The sequence below is a fragment of the Archangium sp. genome, from assembly GCF_036389735.1.
Taxonomy (GTDB): Bacteria; Myxococcota; Myxococcia; order Myxococcales; family Myxococcaceae; genus Archangium.
In genome coordinates this window covers 1-10,895 of the sequence record NZ_DASVWK010000320.1, presented here as the reverse complement: position 1 = coordinate 10,895, position 10,895 = coordinate 1, and the positions used below count along the sequence as shown (strand labels likewise).

Genomic DNA, 10,895 nt, shown 5'->3' with positions numbered 1-10,895 from the left:
GGCCGCGGCATGGGAATCCGAGGTGGTTTCGGCGCGTCGCATGACGATGCTCGCCGAGCGTCTCGGCGACAGCCGGGGGCGGGCGCGGTTGATGGTGCTGGCCGCGTTCTGTAGGGCACACGCCTCGAGGCTGCTGGCTCGGCTGGCGGCGCTCGGTCGTGGGCCCCTGCCCGTGCCGCCCGAGGAGATCAGCCTCGATGGCGACACAGTGCTGGAGCTGCGGCGGGAGGGCGCCTTCGCCCGGGCCTCGGCGGCGCGCTACGAGTCCACCGCTGAACTGGCCCGCCAGCACGCGGACCTCTCCAGCGCCTGGGTCTGCGAACTCAACCGCACCGAGGAGCAGGATCGGGCCCGGGAGCTCTTCGCCCTGGCCGAAGGGGCTGCCCAGGCCGCCGCCGAGGCAAACGCCTCCTCGGTTGCCGCCGCTCCGGCAGATAGCTGACAGGCCGCTCGCCTTGGGCGTAAAACAGGGGGTATGCCCAAGGCGGAGACCTACAACGACCTGATCTTCCAGCTCGGGGATCTCGCGAGAGATCGTCTGGCGGGCAAGCCCAACTGTCCGCGCACGATGGATCGCGTCTATCGCGCCGAGGCCGCGCTCGTGGCCCGACGCGACGAGCTGGCCGCGCTCGAGCAGCAGATGAACGACGACGACGCGGCCTGGCAGGACTACCTCGCCCAGTACGAGGCGGATCGCGCCGCCCAGTACGAGATCGTCAAGAAGTGGAAGAAGGCGGTGGACGCCGTGGAGGGGCAGACGAAGAGCCTCCGCAAGACGCTGTCCAACCGCCGCGCGGACCTGCGCTACGCCCTCGAGGCGCTCAAGAAGATGGAGAAGAAGCACGCCGACCTGGAGCTCACCACCCAGGATCAGTCCGTGCTGGGCACCTCCCGCGACAACCTGAAGAAGAACCGCATCCAGCAGATGCGGCTGGCGCGCGAGGTGGAGAACCTGGAGCGGGACGTGGCCATGGCCCTCACGCCCAAGCCGGGCCAGCCAGGCGCGGCGGGCATCCTGGCGCACAAGCGCATGCTCGACCTGGAGGACGAGATGACCTCCCGCAAGGAGGCGTTCGACCAGGCGATGGCGGAGCTCGACCGGGCGATCGCCGAGAAGGAGGGCGAGGTCCAGGCGGCGGAGGATTACCTGGATCAGGCGCTGTTCCTCCTCGGCGAGGACGTGTACGCGCAGCGCATCGCCGAGGCGCAGCTCGCCCCGTTCTACCCGCGGCTGGATCGCGCGCAGTGAAGCAGGGCCCCCTCCCTCCGTGCTTGACGGTAGGGGGCAAGCTGCTACATTGCGCCGCTTCCTGGCGTCCGGGGAACTGAAGTCGGACGCAAATCGCTGAAATCATTGATGTTTTCGCGCTTCGAGCGCGAGCTGTGAGGACGACGTGAAGGGTCTGATTGGCAAGAAGATTGGAATGACCCAGGTGTTCAACGACGAGGGCAACCTCGTTCCGGTGACGGTGGTCGACGTCAACACCTGCCAGGTCGTGGGCAAGCGTACCCCCGAGAAGGACAAGTACTCGGCGGTGACGCTGGGCTACGGGGAGATCCGCGAGAAGCGCCTGACGAAGGCGGACGTGGGCTTCTTCAAGAAGAACAACTCGCCGTTCCGCCGGCACCTGAAGGAGTTCCGGGTGTCCGCCGAGGAGGCCGCCGGCTTCAACGTGGGCGATCCCGTGAAGGCGGACCTGTTCACCAAGGGTCAGCTCGTGGACGTCACCGGCATCACCAAGGGCCGTGGCTTCCAGGGCGTCATGAAGCGCTGGAGCTTCAAGGGCTCGCAGACGGCCACCCGTGGTACCCACGAGTACCGTCGTCACCCGGGCGCCATCGGTCAGCGTAAGACGCCCGGCCGCGTGTACCCGAACAAGAAGCTGCCCGGTCACTACGGCGTGGATCAGGTGACCACGCAGAACCTCACCGTGGTGGGCGTGGACGTGGACAAGGGCCTGGTGCTCATCAAGGGCTCCATCCCCGGCCACAACGACGGCATCATCATCGTGCGCCCGAGCATCAAGGTCGCCCTGCGCGAGCAGCACAAGGCCGCGCGCACCAAGTAGTCCCGTAGCCCTGTGTGTGCTCCCTCCCTCGTCAGGGGGAGGGCCGGGTATCTCGTCCTACCGAGCCTCCAGGCACCGCCACAGGGTCCAGTTCCCGACGCCCCGCTCCGGCTACCCTCCGGGCGGGGCGTTCGTGTTTCCGGGCTCCGGTGGGCCGCCAAACGTTGGCTGGTAGGCGCTGGGAGCCCCGGGGATGCAAAGTCCGCCCCACTGTCGAGCCTGCTCTCTTGCCCATGGGCACTCGCGTGCGCAGATCGTGGCCCCATACGGCCTATGAATGCACGCACGCTTCCACGCTTCGTTTCTCTCGCGTTCCTGCTGACGGCGCTGTCCGCCTCGGCCCAGGAGCAGGTGTTGGATCCGGCCGCCGTGCGCCACCGGCTCTTCTCTCCGGAGGAGAAGCTGGAGGCGTCCGTCTCGGTGGGGCTGCCGCTTCGCGAGTACCTCACGGCGCACTACAACCTGAACGTTGGGGTCGCCTACAACCTCTTCAACACGCTCGGTGTCGAGGCGCGCGCCGGCTATGCGCTCAGCCGCCACACGGGCCTGGCTCGCTCCATCTCCGAGAGCTTCCTCAACCGTGAGGACAAGAAGATCACGGACGAGCTCGAGGACATGTGGGAGATGAATCTGCACGGCGTGGTGGGGGCTCGCTGGGCGCCCATCTACGGCAAGCTGTCGCTGCTGGCCGACGAGTCGGCGCACTTCCAGGCGTACCTCTGGGGCGGCGGCGGGCTGGCCTCGCTGCGACGCCAGTCGGTGATCCAGTGCACCCGGGTCCAGGATCGGGACATGGGGGTCTGTGACAACCGGGCGGATCCGCTCGATGCCTCCACCGCGACCGAGAACTACTGGCACACCGAGACGCGCGTGGCGCCAGTGGCGTCCGGGGCGGTGGGCTTCCGCTTCTTCCTGGCGGGTGGCAAGCACGCCCTCCGCTTCGAGGTGCGCGACTGGGTCTTCATGGATCAGTACCGCGTGAATGTGTTGCGTGAGGACTGGGAGGCGGGGCGGGAGAGTGGTGAGCCCGCGAGCAACCCTGGCCTGACGCACCTGGTGCAATTCGACATCGGCTACACCTTCCTCTTCTGAGGCTGACGTCTCACATGCGAACCACTTCGCTCCTCGCGTTGCTCCTGGCCACCGCTGGCACGCCAGCCCTGGCTCAAGAGACCCCGGCGCCTCCCTTGGAGAACGCGCCCATTCCCGTGAAGCCGGAGCCCCTGCCGGCGCAGCCCGCGGCCGAGCAGCCCGAGCCCGAGCCCGCCCTGGAGGCCCAGGCGCCCGAGCAGGCCTCGGATGCGCCTCTGGCCGAGGCCGCCGAGCTCCAGCCGGTGGCGGATCCGAACCAGCACCAGCTGGTGAACGGGGCGCCGCTGCGCAACCCGAACGTGGCCGTCCACGTGGTGCAGAAGAAGCGCTTCGCGGACGAGGGCCGGCACGAGTTCACGCTCTACCCGGTGGTGGCGCAGGTGAACGGCCGCTTCACCGAGCACACGGGCAGCGCATTCCACTACACGTACCACCTCCAGGAGAACTTCGGCCTCCAGCTCTCCACCCAGTACAACTGGTACTCCAACGAGAGCGTCTTCAACCTGGAGCTCATCGACAAGGTGCGCGAGCAGGCGCAGGCGGCCTCGGCGCTGCTGCTGGTGTGGGGCGCGCAGGCGGGCGTGGAGGTGACGCCGCTCTATGGCAAGTTCGCCTTCTACGACAACCACCTGCTCCAGTTCAGCCTCGTGCTCAGCGGCGGGGCCGGTATCGGCTCCACGCGCGTCCTCATCCGGCCGGACGTCGTCAACGAGGTGGACGGACAGCAGCGCACCGTCCCGGCGCGCTTCGGTGACACGGGCTCGAAGTTCCTCGGCTCGGTGGGCGGCGGCTTCCGCGTCCAGTTCGGCGACTCCATGGCCCTGCGCCTGGAGGTGAGGGATCTCGTCTACACCGCCCGCGTGGATCGCGTGGACGGGTGCAACCTCGAGGACTTCCAGAAGCTCGAGGACGGACGGGGCAGCGGCACGGCCTTCAAGGACCTGGGCCTCACCGGGAGCTGCCAGTACGACAAGTTCGACGGGGTGGACCCGAAGACGAAGAAGAACTACCGCGAGGACATCGTCCTGGGGAAGGACCTGGTCGGCAATCCCTCCTCGGACGTCCTCAACAACCTCAGCTTCTACGCCGGCTTCTCCTATCTCTTCTGAGGCCCGCGCCATGCACCGACTGATCCTCGCCTCCTTCCTCGTCCTCGCGCCGCTGGTGGCTTCCGCGCAGGACATGAACGCGTACAACCAGGCGCTCGCGGCCTTCAACGCGGGAAAGCTGGACGACGCGGCCCCGCGCTTCTTCGAGCTGTCCTCCAACGCGGTGGACCCCGACACGCGCGCCAGGTCCGAGTACTACCTGGCGCAGACCTTCACCCGGAAGGGCATGCCCGTCACCGCGCTCGTCATCTTCGCGCGCATCGTCAACGCGGGCCCCTCGCACCCCTCCTACCTCCAGGCGCTGGAGGGACTGGTGGACGTGCAGCAGAAGCTCAACGAGCAGAACCTCGTGTCCAACATCCTCGACAAGGCGTACACGCCCGAGGTGCGGGACAAGTGGGTGAGGCTGCCCAAGGAGGTGCTCGCCCGCGTCAACTTCATGGTGGGCACCATCAGCCAGCGCCGCGGCCGCTTCGAGGAGGCTCGCGCGTTGCTGGAGGCGGTGCCGTCCGACAGCCGCGTCTATGCCCGCTCGCGCTACCTGCTGGGCGTGGTGCTGGCGGATCCGCGCTTCCCCGGCCGTCCCGCCGAGGCGGACACGCTGGACACCGCCGCCCTGGCCGCCTTCCGGGGCGCGCTGGACGCCAAGGGCGCGCAGCTCGGCCATGACGAGGTGAAGCAGCTCGCGCTGCTGGCCATGGGGCGCCTGCACTACGGCCGCCACGAGTACGCCCAGGCCGTCGCCGCCTACGAGGCCGTGCCGCGCTACGCCCGCTTCTGGGATCAGGCCCTCTTCGAGAACGGCTTCGCCCGCTTCCAGAACGAGGACTTCGGCGGGGCGCTCGGCAGCCTCCAGGCCCTGCACGCGCCCCAGTTCGAGGGCGCCTTCCAGCCCGAGTCGTGGGTCCTCAAGGCGACCGTCTACTACTACAGCTGCCTCTTCGACGAGGTGAAGACCACGCTCACCGCCTTCGACAAGCTCTACGAGCCCATGGCGAAGCAGCTCGAGCCCTTCGTCGGCGAGGACATGGATCTGCTGAGCGCCTACAACCTGGTGGCGGCGGAGAACCGGCGGCTGCCGGGCCCCATCTACCTGTGGATCCGCGACAACGAGCGCATCCAGGACGTGATGCGGATGATCGCCCAGGTGGACGCGGAGAAGCGCATGGTCAACGAGCTGGGCTCCTGGCGTGGTACGGGCCTGGTGCCCGAGTCGGTGGCCTCGCTGGAGGAGGTGCGCGGCACGCTGCTGCAGATCGGCGGGCAGTTCGCCAAGAGCCGCCTCCAGGAGGCCGCGCAGAACCTCCGCACCTTCGCGGATCAGGCGGAGATCATCCGCGTGCAGACGGCGCTCGACGAGAAGGACCTGCTGCTGGCGGGCGTGGATCAGAAGGCGGTGCTCAAGACGCAGTCCATCTACCGCCCGAAGATGCCCGGCGCCGCGTGGAACTACTGGAAGTTCCAGGGCGAGTTCTGGCGTGACGAGATCGGCTACTACCAGTACACGCTCAAGCGCGGCTGCCCGGCGAAGCTGCAGCAACAGTGAGCTGAAGCCAGGTCGTCTCGAACACGGAGGCGGGCCCGCGCATCGAGCGCCGGGTGCCGCCTCTTCGTGCTTGCTGTTCAGCTTCGGAACATCGCTCTGCCCGGGTGGGCAACACCGTGCGGATCCTCGGGGCCGCAGCACTTCTCATTCCAACACCGCGCGTCTACTTTCGACCGTCCCTTTCGGTGGGTGATGAAGGTTTGGGGCGGGCGGGATGCGCTGCTCTTTCAGACCCACCACAGGAGCTCGCATGAAGGCGGTTCTTCGTTTCGGTGCGCTGGCGATGGGCGTGGCGCTCACCGCTGGTGGAGCAGGGGAGGCGGCACAGCCCGCGAAGAAGCCTGTTCAGGCGGCGGAGTCCCGTAAGGGCAAGTCGCGCCAGGAGCCCGCGAAGAAGGAGAAGTCCTCGCGCGAGGAGGCGCCACGTCAGACGTCGGCGACCGAGGAGCCCTCGCGCAAGGGGCCGGCGCGCATCGGGCCCGCCCGGGTGGGGCCGGCGTCCATGGACAACACGCCCCGCATCGCCGACGCGAAGAAGGACGGGCTGGCGGACCGCAAGCGCGACGAGGCCATCGAGGGCTTCAAGCGCCTCATCCCCAAGCTCCAGGAGGGCTCGCACCGCAAGGCGGACATGCTCTACCGCCTCGCCGAGCTCTACTGGGAGAAGTCCCAGTACCTCTACCAGCAGGAGATGACGCGCTTCCTGGAGGCCGAGAAGGCCTATGACGCGGCCACCTCCCGCGGCGAGAAGGTGGAGCCGCCCAAGAAGGAGCATCGGGACAGCGAGCGCTACCGCGTCGAGACGATGCGCATCTACGAGGACCTGCTGAACGGCTACCAGGAGTGGCCGCAGCGCGACGAGATCCTCTTCTACCTGGGCTACAACCTCCAGGAGCTCGGCCGGCGCGACGACGCGATCAAGCGCTACGTCCAGCTCATCCAGGAGTACCCCGAGTCGCAGTTCGTCCCGCAGACGTACATCGAACTCGGCAACCACTACTTCGACAGCAACAAGCTGAAGGAGGCCCGCGAGCACTATGAGAAGGCGCGCGCTTCCAAGGTGCCCAAGGTGTACGCCTACGCCGTCTACAAGCTGGCGTGGTGCGACTTCAACGTGGGCGCCTACGAGGAGGGCCTCGCGCGGCTGCAGGAGGTGGTGGACTACGCCGGGGATCGCGGCGAGGAGTTGGGTGACCTCAAGACGGAGTCGCTCAACGACCTGACGCTCTTCTACGTGCAGCTCGACCAGCCGGCGCAGGGCATCGCCTACTTCAAGAAGAAGGCGCCCGAGAAGCGCCAGACGCGGCTGATCTCCAAGATGGCCGGCGGCCTCATGGAGGCGGGTCACTTCGACAGCGCCATCAAGACGTACCGCACGCTCATCGACGACGCCCCCATGGGCCCGGGCGCGCCCGAGTACCAGCAGTCCATCGTCCGCGGCTACGAGGGCCTGCGCCAGCGCAACCAGGTGCGCGTGGAGATGAAGCGCATGGTCGAGCTGTACCGGCCCGGCGCCCCGTGGTGGCAGGCGAATACCGAGAACAAGTCGGTGCTGCGCAATGCCTTCAGCGTCACCGAGGAGGCCATGCGCGTGATGGTCACCGACTACCACCAGGAGGCGCAGAAGACGCGCCAGGTGGAGACGTACCGGCTCGCCCGCGACATCTACAAGCAGTACGTGGACGCCTTCGCCTCCAGCGAGGATCCCGAGTTCGTCGCCGATAGCGCCTTCAACATGCGGTTCTTCTACGCCGAAATCCTCTGGGCCCTGGAGGAGTGGGAAGCCGCCGCCGCCGAGTACGACGCCGTGGTGGCCTTCAAGATTCCGGATCGCGACTCGGCCCGCGAGGTGTCCAACGAGCAGTACCGCAAGAACGCCTCCTTCGCGGCCATCATGGCCTACGACAAGCTCGTGAAGATCGAGCGCGGCCAGCTCGCCAAGAGCGACCTCAAGGACGGCCAGAAGGTGGACGAGAACAAGTCCAAGGGCCACGTCGAGAAGAAGGGCCGTCTCACCAAGAAGGACACCGATCAGGCCGAGGAGCCGCTCACGCGCTTCGAGGACCGACTGGTGGCCGCGTGCGACACGTACAACCGCCTCTACCCGGACAATCCGGATGAGATCGACCTGCGCTACCAGGCCGCCCTCATCGTCTACGACCGGCACCACTACATCGACTCGGCCCGGCGCTTCGGGGAGATCATCCACAAGTTCCCCGCCGAGCGGCGCTCGCGTGACGCGGCCGACCTGACCATGTACGTGTTGGAGTCTCGCGAGGAGTGGCTCGAGCTCAACAAGCTCTCGCGGCAGTTCCTCGCCAACGAGAAGCTGCTCAAGCCCAGCCCCGAGTTCGCCACCCGCGTGGCCCGCGTCGTCGAGGGCTCGCAGTACAAGTGGATCCACGAGGTGGTCTACCAGAAGGAGAAGAACCCGGCGAAGGCCGCCGAGCTGTTCCTCGAGTTCGTGAAGGAGTTCCCCAAGTCCGACAACGCGGACCGGGCGCTCACCTCGTCCATGGTCATCTTCCAGGAGGCCGGGCAGATCGACCGCGGCGTGGCCGCCGGCGAGCGCGTCCTCACCGACCACGCGGGCAGCATGTTCGAGCCCCAGGTGCGCTACACCCTGGCCCGCCTCTACGAGAAGCTCGCCGAGTTCCGCAAGGCCGCCGCCATGTACTCCGCCTTCGTGGACGCGTACGACGCCGCCATCCGCTCGGCCGACGCGCGCAAGGTGAAGCAGGTCAAGGCCGCCGCTCCCAAGAAGGGCAAGGACGCCAAGGAGTCCCTGGCCAGTGACGCCGCGAACACCGACGAGGCCCGGGCCCAGAAGGACGAGGAGCGCGCCAGACTGCTCGCCGAGGCCGAGAAGTGGGTGCCGGATGCCCTCTTCAACGCCGGCCTCTGGTCGGAGGGCGTGGGCGAGTCCGACAAGGCCATCACCGCCTACCGCGCCTACATCGCGCGCTTCAAGGATCGGCCGGACGTGCCGCAGCTCGCCTACAACATCGCCCTCGTCCACGAGAAGGACGGCAAGCTGGCCGAGTCGGCGCGTGCCTTCGAGGCCTTCGTCGAGACGTACGGACGCGACGCGCGCACCGCCGGTGGACAGGTGTACCTGGCTCGCTACCGCCAGCTCATCGCGTACCGGAAGCTGAAGGACTGGCGCAACATCGAGCGCGTGCAGACGGAGCTCGTCCGCGGCTGGGGCAAGCTGCCCGCCAAGGAGAAGGAGCGGCCGGAGCTGCTCAACGCCTACGGCCACGTGCGCTTCCTCGAGCTGGAGGCCAGCTGGCAGCACTACGTGGACATCAAGTTCAAGCGCGTCTCCACCATCCGCCGCGATCTCGCCGCCAAGCAGCAGGCGATTCAAAAGCTGGAGAAGGCCTATACGGACGTGGCCACCATCGGCGCGGGGGAGTGGACCCTCGCCTCGGTCACTCGCATCGGCCTCGCCTACGCGGACTTCGCCCGCAACATCCTCGAGTCGCCGGATCCCGCCGGGCTCGACGAGGAGCAGCTCGCCATGTACCGCGGCGAGCTGGAGAACCTCGCGCTCCCGCTGGAGGACAAGTCCACCGAGGCGCTCGAGAAGGCGCTGGCCAAGGCCTATGAGCTGTCGCTCTACAACGAGTGGACGCTCGCCGCCCAGGAGCAGGTGAACCGCTTCCGCCCCGGGGCCTACGCCCAGGTGCGCCAGGTGCCCTACCGCGGCAGCGAGTTCTTCGTCACCTCGGACGTTGCCAAGGACCCGGGCCTCGAGAACGGCACCCAGGCGGGTGCCGCTCCCGCTGCCGCGCCCGTGCCGTCGAATGCCTCGGGGGAGGTCCAGCCGTGAAGCTCTCGTACATGCACCCGCGCGAATCCGCAGGGAGGTCGTTCATGGCGTTCCGCCGCACCCTCGCCGCCGCCACACTGGCTCTCACCACCGCGTGCGCCATCACCTCGCAGGTGAAGCCCGCGCCGGTGGCCACCGCGGCCCCGACACCCGCTCCGGCGGCTCCCCAGGCCGCTGCCGAGCCGTCCCGGGACGCGAAGAAGGAGAAGGGCTCCGTTCCGCGCGAGCTCTTCGAACAGGCCGTCGCCGCCTTCGACGCGGGCGACTACGAGAAGGCCGAGAAGGGCTTCCGGGCGGTGCTGGAGAAGGCGCCGCAGAGCCTCAACGCCCAGTTCAACCTCGGCGTCATCGCCGAGCGTCAGGGTCGGCTCGCCGACGCCCAGGCCGCCTACGAGAAGGTCCGCTTCCTCGAGACCGCGCACGTGCCCACGCTGCTCAACCTGGGCCGCATCTACCGCGTGCAGGAGAAGTTCGCCGAGGCCATCGAACTCTACGAGGCCGGGCTCAAGGCGCCGGGCCGCGAGCACGAGGCCTCGCTGCTCAACAACCTCACCGTGGCCTACCGGCTCGCCGGCCAGCACGAGAAGGCCGAGGCCACCGCCCGCCGCGTGCTCGCCCGCCACCCCGACGACGCCGAGGCGTACAAGAATCTCGCGCTCGTCTACTACGACCAGGGGAAGTACCGGCTCGCCGAGCTGGTGCTCGCCAACGCGCGCAAGCTCGATGAGAAGGACCCGGGCATCTACAACAACCTGGGGATGATCTACCTGAAGCTCGAGGAGCGCGACCGCGCGATCGCCCAGTTCCAGAAGGCCGTCTCCCTCGACGAGCGCTTCGCGCCCGGCCACCTCAACCTCGGGGCCATGGCGCTGGCCTGGCGCGACTACGTCGGCGCCGAGCGCTCCTTCTCCAAGGCCGTGGAGCTGGAGCCCGGCTCGCCCGACGCCTGGCTCTACTACGCCTACGCGCTGGACGGGCAGAAGGGCCGCGAGCCCCAGAAGGGGCTCAAGGCGGGCGAGGCCTTCGAGAAGGTGCTCACCCTTCGCGCCGAGCAGCCCGAGGCCCTCTGTGGCGCGGGCTGGGCCTACGCCATCGAGCGCACCGGCTGGGACAAGGCCGTGGGCTTCCTCCAGCGCTGCAAGGACCTGGGCTCCACGAGCGCGCAGGACAAGCAGCTGATCGACTCGAAGCTCCAGGGCATCGCGGCCATGCGCAAGAGTGGCCAGCCCGAGGCCGCGCCCGAG

The 10,895-nt window shown here is 68.1% G+C and carries 8 protein-coding genes; all 8 read left to right on the top strand.

The window, feature by feature from the left end; translation table 11 throughout:
• A partial coding sequence (locus VF794_RS11310) for a hypothetical protein (RefSeq protein ID WP_331109593.1) occupies nt 1–442 on the top strand: 442 nt, incomplete at its 5' end.
• A 33-nt stretch (nt 443–475) separates the two neighbouring features.
• Nucleotides 476–1,249, top strand: a complete 774-nt coding sequence (locus tag VF794_RS11305) for a hypothetical protein (RefSeq protein WP_331109591.1) — start codon at nt 476–478, stop codon at nt 1,247–1,249.
• Nucleotides 1,250–1,394: 145 nt separating this feature from the next.
• Entirely contained in the window at nt 1,395–2,069 is a 675-nt protein-coding gene (gene rplC, locus VF794_RS11300) for a 50S ribosomal protein L3 (RefSeq protein WP_331109589.1), read from the top strand.
• Between the two features lie 273 nt (nt 2,070–2,342).
• The gene (locus tag VF794_RS11295; RefSeq protein ID WP_331109588.1) at nt 2,343–3,161 is read left to right on the top strand and encodes an outer membrane beta-barrel domain-containing protein; all 819 of its coding nucleotides are present in this window, start codon (nt 2,343–2,345) and stop codon (nt 3,159–3,161) included.
• Nucleotides 3,162–3,175: 14 nt separating this feature from the next.
• On the top strand, nt 3,176–4,270 hold the full coding sequence (locus VF794_RS11290) for an outer membrane beta-barrel domain-containing protein (protein WP_331109586.1): 1,095 nt from the start codon (nt 3,176–3,178) through the stop codon (nt 4,268–4,270).
• A 10-nt stretch (nt 4,271–4,280) separates the two neighbouring features.
• On the top strand, nt 4,281–5,816 hold the full coding sequence (locus tag VF794_RS11285) for a tetratricopeptide repeat protein (RefSeq protein ID WP_331109584.1): 1,536 nt from the start codon (nt 4,281–4,283) through the stop codon (nt 5,814–5,816).
• A 250-nt stretch (nt 5,817–6,066) separates the two neighbouring features.
• A complete protein-coding gene (locus VF794_RS11280) occupies nt 6,067–9,651 on the top strand; it encodes a tetratricopeptide repeat protein (RefSeq protein ID WP_331109582.1) in 3,585 nt (1,194 codons plus the stop codon).
• Nucleotides 9,652–9,695: 44 nt separating this feature from the next.
• On the top strand, nt 9,696–10,895 hold a 1,200-nt coding region (locus VF794_RS11275), incomplete at its 3' end, for a tetratricopeptide repeat protein (protein ID WP_331109580.1).